The 16,521-nt window shown below is 42.6% G+C and carries 17 protein-coding genes; 8 read left to right on the forward strand and 9 right to left on the reverse strand.

Translation table 11 applies throughout. From position 1 onward, the window contains the following. Nucleotides 1-37: 37 nt before the first annotated feature. Both A3C46_07035 and A3C46_07040 read right to left on the reverse strand, forming a co-directional pair. Complete coding sequence (locus tag A3C46_07035; protein OGQ22535.1) at nt 38-682, reverse strand: hypothetical protein; 645 nt, start codon at nt 680-682, stop codon at nt 38-40. Nucleotides 683-760: 78 nt separating this feature from the next. Then, entirely contained in the window at nt 761-1,141 is a 381-nt protein-coding gene (locus tag A3C46_07040; protein OGQ22536.1) for a hypothetical protein, read from the reverse strand. Nucleotides 1,142-1,286: 145 nt separating this feature from the next. Between A3C46_07040 and A3C46_07045 the strand changes: the two genes are divergently transcribed. Beyond that, nucleotides 1,287-2,621, forward strand: a complete 1,335-nt coding sequence (locus A3C46_07045; GenBank protein ID OGQ22537.1) for a hypothetical protein — start codon at nt 1,287-1,289, stop codon at nt 2,619-2,621. A gap of 6 nt (nt 2,622-2,627) precedes the next feature. Here the strand turns inward: A3C46_07045 and A3C46_07050 are convergent, their stop codons facing one another. After that, nucleotides 2,628-4,754 carry a copper-translocating P-type ATPase gene (locus A3C46_07050; GenBank protein ID OGQ22538.1) on the reverse strand — a complete coding sequence of 709 codons (2,127 nt, stop codon included), beginning with the start codon at nt 4,752-4,754 and terminating at the stop codon, nt 2,628-2,630. Between the two features lie 93 nt (nt 4,755-4,847). On the opposite strand from A3C46_07050, the gene A3C46_07055 reads away from it, so the two are divergent. Genes A3C46_07055 through A3C46_07065 form a run of 3 tightly spaced genes read left to right on the forward strand, consistent with a single transcriptional unit; the run spans nt 4,848 to nt 9,039 of the window. Further along, complete coding sequence (locus A3C46_07055; protein ID OGQ22539.1) at nt 4,848-5,609, forward strand: hypothetical protein; 762 nt, start codon at nt 4,848-4,850, stop codon at nt 5,607-5,609. A gap of 1 nt (nt 5,610) precedes the next feature. Further along, entirely contained in the window at nt 5,611-7,329 is a 1,719-nt protein-coding gene (locus A3C46_07060) for a hypothetical protein (GenBank protein ID OGQ22540.1), read from the forward strand. 3 nt (nt 7,330-7,332) lie between these two features. Further along, nucleotides 7,333-9,039 (forward strand): hypothetical protein, encoded by a 1,707-nt coding sequence (locus A3C46_07065; GenBank protein ID OGQ22541.1) that lies wholly within the window; start codon nt 7,333-7,335, stop codon nt 9,037-9,039. Here A3C46_07065 and A3C46_07070 read toward each other — a convergent pair. The 5 genes from A3C46_07070 to A3C46_07090 form a co-directional block, all read right to left on the reverse strand. Continuing rightward, complete coding sequence (locus A3C46_07070) at nt 9,036-9,857, reverse strand: hypothetical protein (protein OGQ22620.1); 822 nt, start codon at nt 9,855-9,857, stop codon at nt 9,036-9,038. The two genes, A3C46_07065 and A3C46_07070, sit on opposite strands and share 4 nt — an antisense overlap. A gap of 316 nt (nt 9,858-10,173) precedes the next feature. After that, entirely contained in the window at nt 10,174-10,896 is a 723-nt protein-coding gene (locus tag A3C46_07075) for a hypothetical protein (protein ID OGQ22542.1), read from the reverse strand. A 3-nt stretch (nt 10,897-10,899) separates the two neighbouring features. Further along, entirely contained in the window at nt 10,900-12,189 is a 1,290-nt protein-coding gene (locus A3C46_07080; protein ID OGQ22543.1) for a dihydroorotase, read from the reverse strand. Next, complete coding sequence (locus tag A3C46_07085; protein ID OGQ22544.1) at nt 12,186-13,130, reverse strand: aspartate carbamoyltransferase; 945 nt, start codon at nt 13,128-13,130, stop codon at nt 12,186-12,188. Before A3C46_07085 ends, A3C46_07080 begins: the two co-directional genes overlap by 4 nt. A 6-nt stretch (nt 13,131-13,136) precedes the next feature. Further along, nucleotides 13,137-13,649 carry a bifunctional pyr operon transcriptional regulator/uracil phosphoribosyltransferase gene (locus tag A3C46_07090; GenBank protein ID OGQ22621.1) on the reverse strand — a complete coding sequence of 171 codons (513 nt, stop codon included), beginning with the start codon at nt 13,647-13,649 and terminating at the stop codon, nt 13,137-13,139. A gap of 221 nt (nt 13,650-13,870) precedes the next feature. On the opposite strand from A3C46_07090, the gene A3C46_07095 reads away from it, so the two are divergent. From A3C46_07095 to A3C46_07110, 4 genes are all read left to right on the forward strand, one after another. Then, the gene (locus A3C46_07095; protein OGQ22545.1) at nt 13,871-14,074 is read left to right on the forward strand and encodes a hypothetical protein; all 204 of its coding nucleotides are present in this window, start codon (nt 13,871-13,873) and stop codon (nt 14,072-14,074) included. Then, nucleotides 14,071-14,472: a hypothetical protein gene (locus tag A3C46_07100; GenBank protein ID OGQ22546.1), complete on the forward strand. Its 402-nt coding sequence runs from the start codon at nt 14,071-14,073 to the stop codon at nt 14,470-14,472. Before A3C46_07095 ends, A3C46_07100 begins: the two co-directional genes overlap by 4 nt. 92 nt (nt 14,473-14,564) lie before the next feature. Further along, nucleotides 14,565-15,239, forward strand: coding sequence for a hypothetical protein (locus A3C46_07105; GenBank protein ID OGQ22547.1), 675 nt, complete (start codon nt 14,565-14,567; stop codon nt 15,237-15,239). A gap of 10 nt (nt 15,240-15,249) precedes the next feature. Further along, nucleotides 15,250-15,483 carry a hypothetical protein gene (locus A3C46_07110; protein OGQ22548.1) on the forward strand — a complete coding sequence of 78 codons (234 nt, stop codon included), beginning with the start codon at nt 15,250-15,252 and terminating at the stop codon, nt 15,481-15,483. Here the strand turns inward: A3C46_07110 and A3C46_07115 are convergent. Then, nucleotides 15,468-16,451, reverse strand: coding sequence for a hypothetical protein (locus tag A3C46_07115; GenBank protein OGQ22549.1), 984 nt, complete (start codon nt 16,449-16,451; stop codon nt 15,468-15,470). The two genes, A3C46_07110 and A3C46_07115, sit on opposite strands and share 16 nt — an antisense overlap. Nucleotides 16,452-16,521: the final 70 nt, after the last annotated feature.

The following is a 16,521-nucleotide window of genomic DNA, read 5'->3' on the forward strand; positions in this document are numbered from 1 at the left end:
TATCCTTGCTCCTTTCAAATCCGCCACTTACACGGACTCAACTGGCAAGGCTATCACTTATCCCACTGTCCAAACTTCCAGGGCCACTTCTTAGAATACCTGTATAGAGATAGACTGCTGTAGAAGTTTCAAAAGAGATCGTGCCGTTAAGGAAGGTATATTCAATAGAAAGAATATTACGCCAGTGGCCGAATCTCTCTTTTCCTAAATGGCCATTGATAGTTACAGGTAGGCGATTATTCGCTTCAACAACACGATAAGGGGTGAGCTTTTCATCCCCTGCAAAATAAAATTGTCGCTTGAGATCTGTAAACGTAAAGTTTGGCGTTGTCATTGCTTTTTTAACAACCGCATATGTTTCTCTTGCAGGTTTCGGAAAATCTTCAAATACTTCTTGATCAAGCGAGACATATTTTATTTCTCCACCATCAATGTAGAGAAAAAGATCTTTTCCCTTCCTGGAACTTTTACCAGCTAATTCATCATCTCCATTATCAATAATATAAATGCCACTTAATCCCTTTCGAGGATTGTCAACGGCGAGAACGCTTATATATTGATCTAAATGATCGAGCTCGATGACATTATTGTTGTCGCTATCAAGAGTTTTGATTGACACACCTAAAGTATCAGAAAGTTTTTGCGCTAAGGGAGAACTCTTGGGGATTCCTAAAACAGCCATGATAACTCCACTGGACATAAACACATAAGTCTTATCGTAAATGAACCAAAACTGTTGCGTGGAATCAAGGGAAATTGTTTATTGGTGAGAGACTTTCTGAATCTCAAGAACTCTCTTTAAAAGATGCAGAAGCTCTTTGGCTTCGAATGGTTTCTTGACGAATCCATCAGCTTTCAATGTCTTCATGCAGTACTCTTCATGCTCATGAAGTGCGGAGAGAAAAATCACAGGGATATGTGCGGTCTCTTTTTTTTCGCGAAGCTTTTGAAAAAGTTCGATTCCCGAAGAATCAGGAAGTTTGATGTCCAGAAGTATCAGCGATGGGATCTGTTCCGTAAGATGTTGAAAAAAATCTGCGCCTCGTTCTGCAAGAAGAACCTTATATCCCGCAAAACGGAGACGCTTTGCGGTGAGATGTAATAAATCAACTTCATCATCGACAAAAAGAATGGTTGTCATAGAAATTCCTTAAAACCTCTGCTGTGGCATATTTTATGCGCTTATATGAAAAAAAACAATTGATTGAGAGTGCTCTTTTTCAATGCTATACTTTCGTCATCGGGTGAGGTCCATTTTTCTTCTCTTTCCTGGGAGCGGGAAAGCTATGGAACGTGAAAAACTTCATATTCTCGTTGTATGTTCAGATGATGAGAAGCAATCATTATGGCAACGTCATTTAAAAAATGAGTCCCCTCTCCATTATCATTTTTCTTTTGCAGCCCACATTGAAGAAGCTCTTCAAACGCTCTTGGTGCAGCCTGTCGATGTCATTGTCTCTGTGCCACTGACTCAACCAGAAACATTTCCTTTCATTAAAATGGTGAAAAATACGTATCCATTTCTCCCTCTTCTTATTCTTTCTCCTTGGGACGAAATGCGATTTGGAATTGAAGCGATGCAATGCGGAGCAGATGATATCATCTCTCTCAAAACATTTACGTCAGCACAATTTATTGAACTTCTTCGTCAGCATGTGGAAAAACAGCGCATACGACAAGATTTGAAGCAAGTCGTAAATCGCGCCTTTCTTCATTCCACTCAAGATCCTTTAACAGGACTCGCGAATCGCGCACTGCTTCAAGAACGATTGAATGCAGCAATCTCTTCTACAAAACGCCATGGCGGACTTCTTGGCATTTTATATCTCGATCTGGATAATTTCAAAACAGTCAATGATGATGTTGGTCATGCCACGGGCGATGAACTCTTAACTCAACTCGGAAAACGTTTTTTAGACACGTTGAGAAAAGAAGATGTTATTGCGCGTGTTGGAGGGGATGAATTTGTTGCGATTGTCAGTCATCTCACAAGCCTCGCCGATCTTGATCGTGTTGCACATCGACTTCTTTCTGTTTTTCAACATCCCATTGTGATCAATGAACGGTCTTTTGCCATGAGCGCAAGCATTGGGGCGAGCATTTTCCCTTTTGATGGTGAGCATCAAGAAGAATTATTGCAAAAGGCAGATACCGCAATGTATCTTGCAAAAAAATCTGGAGGAAATTGTTACCAATATTTTAATAAACAAATAAAGGAGGTCGACATGGCTGAGCAAAAAGAAAGTTCTTCTCATAAAACTATTTTAATTATTGAAGATGATCGCGATTGTCAGCGTATGTTGGAAAAGCGATTGACGAGCGCTGGCTATCATTGCGTTCAAGCTTCCAGCGTTGAAGAGGCATTGACACAACTCTCTTCTGTTCATCCCTCACTTGTCATTCTTGATCTCGGCTTTCAAAAAGCGAGTGGCATTGCTTTCTTGCAAAGCATGACCAATCATCTCAAACAAAGCGATACGGTCCCTCCTGTCCTCGTGATCAGCGGTCATGCGACTCCAGACATTCAAGAGTTTGTGAACAATTTGGGGGCGAGTGGCTTTATCGAGAAGCCATTTAAATCAGAAGAGGTTCTTTCGAAAATTGATGCGCTGATTCATTAACACTTCTCAGGAAGATACTCGAAGACGTTTCAATCGCAATGCATTTACAATGACAGAAACAGAACTCAAACTCATCGCTGCGGCTGCGATCATGGGTGAAAGAAGAAGGCCAAAAAAAGGATAGAGAGCTCCAGCAGCAATAGGAACACCAAGCGTATTATAAAGAAATGCAAAGAAAAGATTCTGTTTGATATTGCGCATCGTCACCATACTTAAACGTCGCGCACGCAAAATGCCACGTAAATCTCCTTTGACGAGTGTCACATGAGCACTCTCCATGGCAATATCCGTTCCAGTTCCCATCGCAATGCCAACATCTGCCTGCGCAAGCGCCGGAGCATCATTAATACCATCACCAACCATGGCAACTTTATACCCCTTTGATTGCAGCTCTCGAATTTTCATTGCTTTCTGAGCGGGAAGCACACCAGCAATCACCTCATCAATTCCTATTTTTTCCGCTACAGCTCGTGCCGTCATTTCATTGTCGCCCGTTAACATGACAATCTTCATTTTTTCTTTACGAAGTTCACGAAGCGCTTCCGGCGTTGTTTCTTTGATGGGATCCGTAATGCCAACAATTCCACTCAATTTTTCATTGATCGCCACAAAGATAACCGTTTCACCGCGACGACGAAGTTCATCCCCTTTGAGACGAAAAAAGGTGGTGTCAATGCGCGCATCGTCCAGGAAGTTTTGATTTCCAACAAGAACATTTTTTCCGTTGATCACCCCCTTCACTCCCCTTCCCGTCACCCCCTCAAAGCCTGCGGCTTTTTCTGGGTTTATTCCTCTCTCTTTTGCAGCTTCGGCCAATGCAGTTGCCAATGGATGTTCACTCGCCACTTCAAGACTCGCAACAAGCTGAAGCAATTCATTTTCAGAAATATCGCGCGAAAAAATTGAAACAACTTTTGGTTTTCCGAGTGTCAGCGTTCCTGTTTTATCGAGCACAAGTGTGTCGACTTTCTGCAATGTTTCAATGGCTTCAGCATTTCGAAAAAGAACACCAAAAGAAGCCCCTTTTCCCGTTGCCACCATAATCGAAAGTGGAGTTGCCAAACCAAGCGCGCAGGGACAAGCAATAATCAGCACAGCAACAGCATTGATAAGAGCATAGGAGATGCTGGGTGTTGGACCCACCAAAGTCCAAACAAGAAAGGTCAGAAGAGAAATTGCGATAACACTCGGCACAAAATAGCTCGAGACCGTATCCGCCAATTTCTGAATCGGAGCTCGACTCCGCTGCGCTTCAGCAACCATATGGATGATCTGCGCAAGAAGCGTTTCACTTCCCACTTTTGTGGCTTCAAGAATGAGCATGCCTGTGCCATTGAGCGTCGCGCCAATGACACGATCCCCCTGTTTTTTTTCAACCGGAAGTGCCTCGCCTGTGAGCATTGATTCATCAACACTGCTTTTCCCTTCAATCACGATTCCATCGACGGGAATTTTTTCGCCAGGTTTCACGCGAAGACGATCACCAACGTGAACTTCTGCTAACAAAATATCTTCTTCACCTTGCGTCCGTAAAATATGGGCAATCTTTGGAGATAAACCAAAAAGCGCTTTGATTGCAGTACTTGTCTGTGAACGAGCTTTGAGTTCCAAAACTTGACCTAAGAGAATAAGCGTCACAATTCCTGCTGCAGCCTCGAAGTAAACATCAACCTCTCCTCTTTCGTTTTGAAACGACGCTGGAAAGAGTAAAGGAAAAACTGCAGCGACGAAACTATAGAGATACGCTACACTTACACCGAGTCCAATCAGCGTGAACATATTCAAATGACGATTTCGAAGAGAAGCAATTGCTCGTTGATAAAACGGCCATGCCGACCAGACACAGACAGGCGTTGCGAGAAGAAGCTGAATGAGTGGACTTACATGAAGATGAGCCATGGCAATGACAAGGAGAGGAAGCGTTAAAAGAGTAGAGAACCAAAATCGTCGCGACATCTCTTTGAGTTCTCGATCGTCTTCCTGCGCGATTCCTTCTTTTGGTTCAAGCGCCATGCCACACTTAGGACATAGTCCTGGTCCAATCTGTTCAACTTCCGGATGCATGGGACAGGTGTAGATTGTTCCTTCAAGCTGATCACCTTGAGGAATGGGCTTCCTTTTAGCGTCATGCATATATTGTTGGCAACACGACATAGTTTTCCTGTAATATATTTGACTCAATACACCAAGATAAGATACTTACAACACTAAGCAGTGGGATAAAAAATGACTTCTCCCTTCCCTATCATCGATTTTCTTCATGTCAGCCTTGCCGAACCAACCTTAACATCAACATCGACCACATCGAACACTTCCTGTCTTGAAAGCAACAACTACGATGAAACCGTTTCGTGTTATAAAACGCTCATGAAAGCCAAACCAGTCGATTTTCGCATCTCACTCTCTCTGGCACATGTTTCACTGAAATGGAACAAATTCGACGATGCCATACAATATGCGCGACAATCGCTCAATATGTGTTCGGATTGTGAAAATTTTGCCGCCAGACGGCTTTTACAAGAAATTGAAGAAAGAAAGAGTGAACATCCTCTTTTTCATTCATCTGCAGGATTTCTCGGCGTTGTGGATATGAGTGAGAATGATTTTTATGTTGCGCCAGCATGGAACCTCACCTTCCAAGATGCTCTTTTTACTGCCCTCCAAAGCAAAAAGATCTCCGTTATAAAGCCAGATATTGAAAAAATTATGGAACAAACAGATCTGAAAATGGATTCAGAAGCAGCATGCGCTATGGAAATCACGAAAGCTGCAGGACTTTCCTTTGGAATATATGTCACCATCGAAGAAACACATTTGCCAAAGGATGTTATCGTAACGCTCCATACAGTACGTGAAAGTGGTGTGATTATTGAGCGCGTTTTTATCGTTATTTCCAAAAAGGAGCTCCAAAATGCACATTCCACAAACAGGCGCGCTTCTGAACTTGCAAGCGTTTTTGAAAAAACCCTGAAAAGGAAAAGGAATTGAGATGAAAATATGTAGTCATCATAGGACGCACGATCAGTGCCAAATCAACAGTGACAAGGCCAAGTCCACTCCTCTCTCCAATCATATTTCACCTCCTCTTACCTCTCCTTCTGGATTGAACAAATATAACTTCATACCCTCTTTTCTTGGCATCACACTTTTTGGGCAACTCTCCCGCAATGAACAAGCCTGTACTGAAGATAAAGAATTGGAAGCAATCAGATTTAGTTTTTACGAAAGAAACGTTGACAATGAATCTCAAGAGCTTTTTCAAGTATTGAATGATCGTTATATTGGCGAAGAATCCCGTTCTTGTGCTGCCTTTAAATTAGCATTATTACGTGATCCACGTGGGTTACGTTATTTGGATAACGTTTTAAATGAAAGCAGAGAGAACGGAATAAAAAGAGCTAAAGGATTTCAAATCAGTAATCTCTTTGCTTCAGAAAAAACCTTGGTCATTGCCAATCAACATCAACGAAAGTTTGCCGCCAAAGTACTTGGTTACATCGGTGATCCGGAAGCTACTGAGATCCTTGTCAAAGCAGCCCAGCGAAAATTCTTAAACGATTGGATCCTGGATCGTTCTATTCATGAAAAAGTCAATTTTGCACTGCAAGGGAAAAGAGATAAACACGCCCATATAATATGGAACGCTCTTTTCCATAGAGATATTTCACCTGACGAATGTTGTGAACCATCATCGGAAGACCTTCACCACGAGCATCCTTTCATCCGTTTCTACGCCGCTCTTCAATTAGGAAAACGCAGTGATCCTGCTGCGACAAAGATCCTCCTTAATATGTTGCATGGTAAAGACTCATGGGCTGATGAATACTATCAAATTCCTGAAGATGAGCGGGGAAAAAATATCATCGATGCACTCGTCGCCTCTGGTAACCTGCAAATAAAGAATGAACTCCTCGAATATGGTGGACCATATGGAGCTAACGCTGTGGTCGCCCTCGATAAAAAAGCCGCAGAAGAAGCTGAAAAACTCAGGAAAAAAGCAGCAGCAGAAGCAGAAAAACGCTATGAGAAAGATATAGAACAAGCAGAAAAGGAAAACAGGCTTGCTGATGCTGTCATCTATTATGAACAACTCATTACTCTTGGAACGCAAAATTTTCGATATCCTCTGAGACTGGCACACATCTATCATCAATTTGGATGGCTTGGAAAAGCAATGGAAGCATGCGATGTTTCCATCCAACTTTGTTCCGATTGCGACGGATATACCGCTCAAATGTTTTTAGCGACACTTCGTGAAGAACAGCGAGCAGCAATGATTCTGCCAAATGAAACCGTCTTTATTGGAATCATCGATCTTATTGAAGGTCAGGTCAGATTGGCAGATGGCCTTGAGCGCAGTATGGAAATTGCAATATTTCAAACGCTTCGCCGACATGGAGCAGTCGTTATGCCTGATATTTCAAGAGAGATCGATGCAAACGACATTGCTCTCTGTTCCGAATCAAGCTGTACTGCGGAAATTGCAGGAGCTTTGGGGTTAACATCGGGCATCTATGCGACGATCACTTCAATTGGAAAACCCTCGAAATGGTTTTTAACATTAAATCTCGTGAACCAGAAAAATCAAACAATTACACATAAAGCATCGATCACTTTTGCACCGCATCAACTTCGGAATGAAAAACAGGCAGAGTTAGCAGGAATACGTTTGGCTACCAAATTGATAGATACACTTAAAAAAAGATAATTTATGGCTGAAATTCTTTTCAATAAGATTTCTCTCTCTTCTCCTTCGCAAGAGGTGCAGGAAATGGAGAATACTATCGTGGCGTTCCATCCAACAACAGCCCCCAAGGCTTTCAACAAATACACTCTTATGCCTTGGTTCGTAGCTTCTCTCTTTATCGCTCAACCACCGTCTTCGCAATCGGATAGAGTAACTCGAGATATTTCTGATCTGCAGAATGCGAAGGATGCTTACAAGCGAGTTCGAGCAGCAAGAATTTTAGGCCTTTCAAAAGCAATAAAACAGTTAACACATGAACAGGAAACACACGTACATGAAGCGCTTATTTTGGCGCTTGAGGATAGTGACAAAACAGTTCGCGTCGAAGCAGCTATTGCATTGGCTTTTTTTTACAATGAAAAAGCCATTCCCGTTCTCTTGCAAGCTTTAGAAACACCGGATTATAGAAATGACTCTGTTTCAGATGCTTTTTTTCAGTTGGGTGAAATGGTCGTTGATGCTTTAGTGGAACAACTCAAAAAGGGAAATGAACCCAAACATCGCGCACCTACGGATCGCCAAATTTTTCTCATCCAAACGTTAGGGAAATTAAAAAATAGCAAAGCAGTGAACACATTGATTTCATGTTTAAAAATTCCTGCCCTGGCGAAAGAAGCAGCGATTGCCTTATTTGCTATGGGAGATGAAAGAGCATTTGAAACATCGCCATCAGCAAGTGATATATTACTTTCAAGCATCGGAACAGGAGAGTTCGAAGATCGTGTCTCCACAGTTGAACTGCTTGTTGAACGGGATGACAAGCGCATATTATGGCCTGCAGTTCAATTGCTCGAAGAGCTTCATCGATTAAAGGAATATACAAGACCCGATGATGACTCTGCACCAAGATTAGAACATCTCCTGTCAAAGGTAACACAGTGTCTCATAAAACTTGGAGATCCACGGGCTGCAAAAGCTTTGCACAATACAGGTAGAGGAAGAGATACAGTTGAAGCACTTTATGAGACAGCAATAACGAAAGTAAAAACATCTGGCGATCTTCGAAAAGCCATCCGCTATCAAAAAATGTTACTCGCCATGGACCGTGATTGGAAAGAAGATTTTTTTTCTGAACCATTTTCAAATGAAGAAAAAGCAAGGATTCATTTCGATATCGCACGTCTCTATCAACAATTGAATGAAATCGATCAGGCCATCGCAAACTGTAAAAAGTCGATTGCCTTATGCGATACTTGCGATGACTATAGTGCAAAAAAGCTTTTTATTGAACTCACCCAGCCACAGCCGAACAAATCAAAATCCATTCCGCTCGCCTATTTGGGATTCGTAAGTCTAAAAAATACCCCAGTTCTCAATCGTGATATGCGTATCATGTTAGAAACAACTCTTTTTCAGGCCTTAAAAGCACGACAGGTGGACGTCCAGATCCCTAATGTTGACGGATACATGGACCGACAAGAAATTTCTCTCTGCTCAGAAGAAGCCTGTGTTTCAGAAGTTACCGGGATGATGGGTCTGGAAGCTGGACTTTATATTGGAATTGAAGAAAATTCTACGTCACTCATCTTTACGGTGAATGTTGTTGATCTGGAAGGTCGTATCTCCAATCGTGTTGCCATAAGTCGAACCAGGGAAAAGTTAAGAAGCATTCAGGATTCAGAAAATGTCGCGAACGCATTAGCAGATGTCTTTTTGCAACAAAATCATTAACCAGACTTCCTCCTATCCAAAAACCTAACATCTTCTTGAAAAAAATCTTTCAGGCGGTTGAGCAAACGTTCTTCTATCTGGCGAACTCGCTCTTTGGTAATCCCATAGTCATCAGCAATTGCTTGCAAGGTCAGAGGAAGTTCAGACATGAGTCTCTCTTCAAAAATCTTCAGATCGCGTTCATTTAAACTTTTTGCAAATTCTGCAAATTTTTCTTTGAGAATATCTTGCGACTCAGCATCAGCGATCGCTTCATCAAGCGGTTTTTCATCAAGCGCAATAAAATCACTGAGGAGTGTTTCCTTTCCTCCATCATTATTTCTCATGGGAGCATCGAGAGCATATTCAGGTTGCGTCAATCTCTTTTGCATTTCCACCACTTCTTTTTCAGGAACTCCGAGCTGCTTTGAAAGCATTGCAGGCGTTGCATAATATCCCATGGCTTCAATTTTTTGTTTTTCATTCATTAAGTTAAAAAACAACTTACGCTGGTTTTTTGTTGTTCCGATTTTCATCAATCGGAAATTGTCGAGAATAAATTTCAGGATAAATGAACGAATCCACCACTGGGCATAGTGACCGAGTCTCGCCCCTTTTTTTGGATCATATTTTTGAACAGCCGTGAGAAGTCCCACTGTCCCCTCTTGGATGAGATCGAGCACATTGTGATACGCACTTCGATATTCCATCGCAATTTTGGCGACCAAACGAAGATGCGATGTCACAAGCTTTCGTGCTGCTTCAATATCACCTTGCTCATGATATCGCTTCGCCAGATCGAGTTCTTCCGTTTCCGTCAAAAAAGGATATGCATTCATTTCTTGGAGATAGGCTGTTAGCGGATCCCGCAGCGCCAGCGCTGAACTTCTTTTCTTCGGTTTTTTCTTTTTTTCTATCTTCATATTTTAAAAACCCTTAAGTCATTGCGAGGAGCGCAAGCTCCGAAGCAATCCCCTACAAATAGTGTTTTCGGGAGATCGCCACGCCCGCCACTAAACCATTGTCGGGCTCACGATGACATTCTTCTAAATCTTTCTATATTCAATTGTCTCGACAGTGTCGAGATTATCTCAATAAGCCAAACACTGTCTGACTTTTTTCATCTTTGAATTCCGTTGTGCTTTCAATTGTGTTTCACGTTTTGGTATTTAAATGCGGCTTTATTCGAGCAATGACAAGTTTCACCTCGTTAAGACTTCCTCGTAATACTTCCTTCACTTCTCGATCAATGGTCTGGAATTGAAACGATACCCACTTGAATATTTGCTGTTGAATACCTTGACCAACAACAACTGGGCTATCAGGAGAAATTGTACTCCCAGCAGGACTAAACCATGCTCCTCCCGAAGAAATAGTTCCTCCTCCTGATATTGAACAACCATGTCCCATTTTTACCGAAGCGCCTCCAGGGAAAGAAATTTCTAAAGTTTTTTGTTCGATTTTCTTTTGCGGTGTTAATTGATCATGTTTGTTTTCATTTACCAATTTCGCTAGCAACGGTAGAAAGTGAAGACCACTACGATTGTATTTTTGAGCCTTTTCAAGTTCATCATACAATTCTGAATGTCGGTTTTTCAGATCGGGCAGTTTGTTGTTGATAAAATTTTCAAACCCTTCCTTTGTTTCGCTGGAAATTGGAAAACCTGTTACTCCCGAAAAGTTCAGAACTTTTTCACAGATTTCTTTTGCAAGATAGTCAAGAGGTGACCGTACATTTTCAAAAAAGTTTTTTACCAAAACACCGATACGAGGATTTATTTTTTTATTCCCTAGGCTTTCCTGATATAAATCGGATATTTCTTGCAGCTGTTTTTCAGCCTCATTCAAAAGAATGCCTATGTCTTCAAATCGTTTCATATTTCAGATCGAAGTTTTTGACGAATACACCACTCGTCCACCGCAAATTGTATGGAGGACTTTTCCCTTCAGTTTCCAGCCATCAAACGGAGTGTTGCGAGATTTGGAAGCAAAGGTGGAGACATCGATCACATGACGACGATCAGGATCAAAAATCGTGATATCAGCATCAGATCCAACTTTGAGCGTCCCCTTTCCTTCAAGACCAAAAACTGAAGCTGGTTTACAGCTCATGGCATCAACTAATCGTTCGAGCGATATTTTCTTTTCATGAACTAAGGTAAGAGAAAGTGGAAGTGAAGTTTCAAGACCAACAATTCCGTTCGAAGCAAGATCAAAACCAACTTCTTTATCGGTGAGCGCATGCGGGGCATGATCGGTGGCAATCATGTCAATCGTTCCATCTTTAAGTCCCTCGATAAGCGCCAGACGATCTTCTTCAGTTCGAAGAGGTGGATGCATTTTGGTATTCGGATCATAACCACGAACCGCCTCATCGGTTAAGACGAGATGATGAGGCGTCACTTCACAGGTCACATGATCTCCCCTCTTCTTTGCATAGCGAATCATCTCTACACTTCGTGCGCTCGAAAGATGCGCTACATGGAGATGCGCTCCTGTGAGTTCAGAGAGAAGAATGTCACGAGCAATCATGATGTCTTCAGAAGCGTGAGGAATTCCTTTGAGACCAAGCTCAGTTGAGACTCGCCCTTCATTCATGACTCCCTTTCCGAGTGAAATGTCCTCAGCATGAGAAATAATGGGAAGCCCGAAGGGCTTTGCATACTCCATCGCACGACGCATGAGAGATGAGTTCATGATTGGTTTTCCGTCATCACTTAACGCAATGACTCCAAGCTTTGCCATGTCTCCAATATCTGCAAGCTGTTCTCCTTTAAGCCCACGACTAACAGCTCCAATCGGCAAAACCGTAATGAGCCCCACTTCACGAGAACGAGTGAGGATATATTCAGAAACTGAAGCAGAATCATTTACAGGATATGTATTTGCCATGCAGCAGACAAGCGTGAATCCGCCAGCCGCAGCGGCGCGCGAGCCAGAAGCAATATCTTCTTTATATTCGAAACCAGGATCTCGAAAATGAACATGGGGATCAATGAACCCTGGCGCCACAACAGCATTTTTCACATCATATACAACAGCGTCAGCCGGAAACTTTTTTGAATCTGTCAACGCCGCAATTTTTCCTTGGCGAAGAATGACATTCATTTTCTTGCGAAGTTTTTGACTCGGATCAAGCACCAGCCCGTTTTGGATAACAACCGTTGTCATGTCCCCTTTTCTCCTTCGCCACCAAGCAAGAGATAGAGAATCGCCATGCGAATCGCGACACCATTCGTCACTTGATCTAAAATCACAGATCGCGGTCCATCAATGACATCTGGAGAGAGTTCGATACCGCGATTCACTGGACCTGGATGCATAATAAGAAGCTCTGTTTTTGCCTTTTTTAATCTCTTCTCATTGATACCGAAATATCGTGCATATTCTCTGAGACTTGGGAAAAGATGTTCTTCGAGTCGCTCTTTTTGAATCCGAAGAGCAATGAGAACGTCGAGTTTTGGAATGATATCGTCAAATGAAGGAACCCACGTCACTCCATATTCAGCTTCAACTGAAGGTGGCATAAGCGTCAGAGGTCCACAGAGATAAACTTTGAGTCCCATTTTGCGAAAGAGGAGCATGTCTGATCTCGCGACTCGTGAATGGGCAACATCACCGACGATTCCAACCTTGAGGCCTTTGACTCGACCTAGTTTTTCGCGAATGGTGAAAAGATCGAGCAAGGCTTGGGTCGGATGTTCATGCATTCCATCTCCAGCATTGATCACATGTCCTTTTTTTATCAGCTTTGAAGCAAGGAGTGGCGCTCCGGCTTGATTGTGGCGAATGATGAGAATATCGGGATTCATCGCTTCGAGATTCAAAACCGTATCTCCAAAACTCTCCCCTTTTTTCGCCATCGCACTTCCAGAAGTTGAAATATTAATGGTATCGGCAGAGAGACGCTTTCCAGCGATTTCAAAAGAGAGACGCGTTCGTGTTGAATCTTCAAAGAAAGCGTTGATCACGGTGCGACCACGAAGGGTCGGAACTTTTTTAATATCACGTTCTGAAATTTCTCGGAAAGAATCGGCTGTTTGAAAAATAAGGTCTATATCTCTAGAACTGAGATCTCGGATCGATAAGATGTGTCGTGTCGAAAGAGCCATCAAATGTTATATTTTCCTTTTGACGATGACTTTGTTTTCTCCATCAATAGATTCAAGCATCACTTTAATGATCTGATCTGCATCTGTTTTGACTTTTTTCCCAATATAGTCAGCCTGAATCGGAAACTCCCTCCAACCGCGATCAATCATTACCATGAGGCGAATAAATTTTGGGCGACCATAATCAATAAGCGCATCCATCGCCGCACGAATCGTTCGGCCGGTATAGAGCACGTCATCAATCAGAATAATGCCGCGGCCCGTAACTGAAAACGGGAGCTCGGTTGGTTTCACCAGAGGCTGTTCAGCCACTTCTGACAAATCGTCACGATAAAGATTAATATCGAGAACTCCGGTATCAATTGGTTTTTTCTGAACCTTTTCAATCTTTCGCGCAAGCCAATCAGCAAGAGGAACACCGCGCGTGCGGATGCCGACAAGCGCCACTCCATCGGTACCTGCGGCGACAATTTCTTTTGCGATTCGCAGGAGTGCCGCATCCATGTCTTTTACGTTCATTATGAGTTTCTCTTCCACATGGCTCTCCTTGTCATAAAAAAGCCCCCCTCTTTTACGGAGGGAGGCTTTTGCAGTGCTCTGTTCGCGAACTTGATTCATTTGGGGCTGTTTCTGTATAGAAACCCTCTTTTAAAGTCAAATAAAATTCACTGTTCGGCCTGTCTTCCAACCAGATATCTTTTTTGTTGATTTGAGATATCCAACTTTGGTATTCTTTGTTCATGAAAAAAACCTTGTTAACGCTTCCTCCATCTCTTCTCAGTCGCGTTCAGAAACTGAGCCATGCACGGACGAAATCTGAAGCTGTGGTCATTGCCCTCGAAGAATATGTAAAAGATCGGAAGCTCAACCGTTTAATGGACAGAATGGGAAAAGGTTTTGGAACATCCCTCCACGAACTTAAAGTGGGCCGAAAACGGGGATGAAACCACTTCTCGTTGACTCTTCGGCCTGGATTCAGGCTTTTTCACGCAAGCCAGAAAAAAAACTTCAAAACATTTTGCGTGATGCGAAAGATGCCCATCGTCTGTCAACCTGCGGGATTATCTTTTTAGAAGTTGTACGAGGGGGCCGAACTCCTCGAGAATATGAGGAGCTCCAAGAAGAATTTCACTCCATGCATTGGCTCTCTACAGAAGAGGAACATTGGTCAATGGCAACTGATATGGGATTTCAACTTGCAAAAAAAGGCTTTCGGCCCCCATCGACTGATCTCTTAATCGCTTCGCTTGCTATCTCTACAGATTCCGAACTTCTTCACTGTGATCGGCACTTTGACCAAATCGCTCAATTTTTTCCGCTACGAATTGTATCTTCATTATAATATTTTTTTAAAGAACGCCTCTCATCCAATCTCCTGCCAGGCAACTCATGGCTCTCTTCAGCCGATAATGAAGTTAAAGAGGAGCCACATACATGAAGAAAACATTTATCTTGCTGCTATTGACGATTATTGCTCTCAGCTTCACAATAAAAAGTTTAGCATTTACAATACAAACCTTTGAATCCACACAGCATTCAATAGCGCAAGCTATCAGAAAGGGAACTCCATCACTTGAAGAGTGTCAAGAAGAGTATCAAAGAATCCAGGAAGATATGTGGCAAGCTTGGGAATCTTATGATCAATATCTCGAAAATAGTCCCAACCTTGATATGGCACTCAATGATATTCTTCGTCGCGTAGGTGATCTTGAAGTAAGACTGTTTGAATGCCTTGAAAGAAGAAATCAGAGATGGGAAGAGTCTGCTGGTTCCATGACATCTAGTGGGAGCACCATGAGTGGAACAATCGGACGTGGAGGTAGTGTGATCCACACCATTAACATTCGGTTTCATGAACCCATTTGCTCTCATCCGATATCCCGCACGATTCGTGAAGCCTGTCTCGCTGATTGCCAAAGGGCAGTAGAAGAAGCACGAGATCAATTACAATGGTTTAGAACACATCCTGATCCAGAACAGTTTTGGATGGATCACATCGCAAGTTGGGAACAATATAGTCGTGAATTAGCTGCTCGATTACTTGCATGTGAGGGACCTGGAGATAATCCGCCTCCAAATTCAAGGACACCACGTTTCGACACGAAATGAAGAGGAGTGCATGGTAAAAGCGGTTACATTGCTTAAGGCTTATGTGAGTCAACACGTGGAAGCGATGAAAATCTCCAAAAACAACTCCAACAATTTGATCGCAATGGTGATGGTGCGGTTGGGAAGTTCTTATGGGGACAGAAATTTCTCTCTTTTAAAATTTCTCACACAATCACTCTTCCAAACTCGTGCCAGCGGATGCCGCCGTGGTCGTGATCGATTCTGGGGTCAAGTCTTGACATGAGTCATGAAGGAGTTTGAAAGCTGACCAACTTTCTTTTGGAGCTGCTTTTCCCGCTGCAACCTCTCTCTAAAACGCCTTTGAACAGTCGCAACTGCATAAACGGTATTGCAATGTAACCACCTTGCAATCTCCTTTTGTGAAAGTCCCAAAATTTGCCGCAACAGATAACATGCCATAAAATAGGGTTCATTCTCTACTCCCCTCATTCTCTTTCTCAAAGAGGAGACAGGCACATTGTATGCAAAAGCTACATGCTGTAACAGTTCAGTCGGCTTCAATTTTGGTCGAGGAACTCTTATTGCTTTCGAAACTTCCTTTTGATGACGATTGTTATCCATGAAATTTTCATAGATCCACTCTCGAAACCCTCTACTTCCGACAAGAATATTTTCTTCTTCAAGAAGAGAGAGTAAATGTTCCGGGACACCAGCTTGTACAAATTGATTCAACGCACTCAAGGCAGATCGTTTATTTTTTCCAAATCGATCCAAGACTTCAGCTGTGGAAAGCCATTTTGGTCGATATTTTTCTCGAATATAAGCACTATGGCTTGTCCATCGGTGTTCACCAGGATGATTCGTAAGCCCTCCCTTTACAGGATTGAGATGAATATAACGTACAAGTTCCAAGAGATATTCTTCGCTTTCAACTATTCGCGCTTTATATCTCCCTCGAAACAAAGAACCGTCTGAGCCATGAAAATAATTGAAGCGCTGTGTATAGACTCCGTTAATGTGTCGCATCGCCCGCCCCAAGTTTCCTGATGGCGTGTGAATGAGGAGGTGATAGTGATTATCCATTAAAGAATATGCATAAACTTTGAGAGAAAACATTTCTGATGCATCTCCAATAAGGTTGAGAAAAGAGATACGGTCATTTTCCGTAAGAAAGATTTGGCGCTTTCCTTGACCACGATTCATCACATGATGCCAAGCGCCAGGATATTCGATACGAAGAGGTCGTGCCATATGCGCAGCGCTAGAGTATGAACAGGTATTGTGTCAAGAAAACAAAGAGCGTCAAAAGAGGGTCAAGTCT

This window comes from Deltaproteobacteria bacterium RIFCSPHIGHO2_02_FULL_44_16 (assembly GCA_001798185.1).
Lineage (GTDB): Bacteria > UBA10199 > UBA10199 > 2-02-FULL-44-16 > 2-02-FULL-44-16 > 2-02-FULL-44-16.

Coding starts and splice junctions, on each gene's coding strand:
- A3C46_07035 (OGQ22535.1), bottom strand. CDS start 682: ATGGCTGTTTTAGGAATCCCCAAGAGTTCTCCCTTAGCGCAAAAACTT.
- A3C46_07085 (OGQ22544.1), bottom strand. CDS start 13,130: ATGGCTCTTTCGACACGACACATCTTATCGATCCGAGATCTCAGTTCT.
- A3C46_07100 (OGQ22546.1), top strand. CDS start 14,071: ATGAAACCACTTCTCGTTGACTCTTCGGCCTGGATTCAGGCTTTTTCA.
- A3C46_07055 (OGQ22539.1), top strand. CDS start 4,848: ATGACTTCTCCCTTCCCTATCATCGATTTTCTTCATGTCAGCCTTGCC.
- A3C46_07075 (OGQ22542.1), bottom strand. CDS start 10,896: ATGAAACGATTTGAAGACATAGGCATTCTTTTGAATGAGGCTGAAAAA.
- A3C46_07070 (OGQ22620.1), bottom strand. CDS start 9,857: ATGAATGCATATCCTTTTTTGACGGAAACGGAAGAACTCGATCTGGCG.
- A3C46_07040 (OGQ22536.1), bottom strand. CDS start 1,141: ATGACAACCATTCTTTTTGTCGATGATGAAGTTGATTTATTACATCTC.
- A3C46_07060 (OGQ22540.1), top strand. CDS start 5,611: ATGAAAATATGTAGTCATCATAGGACGCACGATCAGTGCCAAATCAAC.
- A3C46_07105 (OGQ22547.1), top strand. CDS start 14,565: ATGAAGAAAACATTTATCTTGCTGCTATTGACGATTATTGCTCTCAGC.
- A3C46_07115 (OGQ22549.1), bottom strand. CDS start 16,451: ATGGCACGACCTCTTCGTATCGAATATCCTGGCGCTTGGCATCATGTG.
- A3C46_07110 (OGQ22548.1), top strand. CDS start 15,250: ATGGTAAAAGCGGTTACATTGCTTAAGGCTTATGTGAGTCAACACGTG.
- A3C46_07050 (OGQ22538.1), bottom strand. CDS start 4,754: ATGCATGACGCTAAAAGGAAGCCCATTCCTCAAGGTGATCAGCTTGAA.
- A3C46_07095 (OGQ22545.1), top strand. CDS start 13,871: ATGAAAAAAACCTTGTTAACGCTTCCTCCATCTCTTCTCAGTCGCGTT.
- A3C46_07065 (OGQ22541.1), top strand. CDS start 7,333: ATGGCTGAAATTCTTTTCAATAAGATTTCTCTCTCTTCTCCTTCGCAA.
- A3C46_07090 (OGQ22621.1), bottom strand. CDS start 13,649: ATGAACGTAAAAGACATGGATGCGGCACTCCTGCGAATCGCAAAAGAA.
- A3C46_07080 (OGQ22543.1), bottom strand. CDS start 12,189: ATGACAACGGTTGTTATCCAAAACGGGCTGGTGCTTGATCCGAGTCAA.
- A3C46_07045 (OGQ22537.1), top strand. CDS start 1,287: ATGGAACGTGAAAAACTTCATATTCTCGTTGTATGTTCAGATGATGAG.